1 protein-coding gene and 1 pseudogene are annotated in these 993 nt (G+C 66.2%); both read left to right on the top strand.

Features of this window, described 5'->3' with window-relative positions:
- Window positions 1–500: pseudogene (locus tag BRAS3809_RS20390) on the top strand (hypothetical protein); the annotation flags it as partial.
- A gap of 111 nt (window positions 501–611) precedes the next feature.
- Window positions 612–941, top strand: a complete 330-nt coding sequence (locus BRAS3809_RS20385; protein ID WP_008963938.1) for a hypothetical protein — start codon at window positions 612–614, stop codon at window positions 939–941.
- Window positions 942–993: the final 52 nt, after the last annotated feature.

Here is a 993-nt window from a genome sequence, read left to right as displayed (position 1 = left end):
CCGCCGGTGCCGACATCGTCTACAATCCGTCGACGAAGATCGCGAAGCAGATCCAGGCGACCAGGATGCAGAGCTACAAGCTCCGCGATGGTTCGACCCGGCTCAGCTTCCGGACCACCTTCACCGCCGGCAGCACGCCGTTCTACATCCGCGCCCGCGGCACCAACATCCCGCCGGCGACCCCGAACGTCTCCGACAGCGCCGGCAACCCGCTGCTCGACCTCAACAACGTCAACGTCAGCTGCACCGACGCGGCGTGCCCGTCGCATCTCGGCGTGGTCAACGGCGTGAAGAAGGTCACCAACGACGTGCAGGCTTGGTCGAACGTCTGGTTCTATGCGAACCCGATCTTCGTCCGCACCCATGGCACGCCGCAGCTGCTGGTCGAGAAGAACAAGGAGCTGGCCCGCAAGCTCGCTCAGGAGCACCACCACTGGCACGATTGGGATCATTGGGGCCACTGGGGTCATTGGGGTCACTGGGCCTTCAATCGCGATTGATTGACCCGCAGCGGTCCGGCGGGCGTCGTCCCGCCGGATCTGCCATCGCCATCGGCGCCGGTTTGCGAACCGGCGCCTCGTCTTTGAGAGATGACGCGTTCGGATCGTCCAATGTCCCGCCTGCCTTGCCTCGTCATCGTCGCCCTCGCTTTGTCGGTCGCGAGCGCGCCGGCGCACGGCGAGGAGCCGACCCGGGAAAGCTGTGACGCCGCGGTCGCCGAAGCGCGGGTCCTGGCAGCAGGCCTGCCGGCTGACGACGTGTCGCGCTATTTCGCCGAGCGGGACATTCAGCAGGCGCTGGTCGAGGCCGGCAATGGCGAGTTCGACGACTGTGTCGAAAAGGCCGAGCAGGCGATGCTCGAGGTGCGCGAGCGGCCGCACAGCCTGAAACCCGGCGAGCGCCTGAACATCCTGCGCGCCGATGAGATCCCGTCGCGCTGACATCCTCCGTCATCGGTCTGTCATGCAATTCGGCACATTGTCCGCGGCGTTG

The sequence above is a fragment of the Bradyrhizobium sp. STM 3809 genome (genome assembly GCF_000239795.1).
GTDB lineage: Bacteria > Pseudomonadota > Alphaproteobacteria > Rhizobiales > Xanthobacteraceae > Bradyrhizobium.
This window is presented reverse-complemented; position numbering and strand designations above follow the sequence as displayed.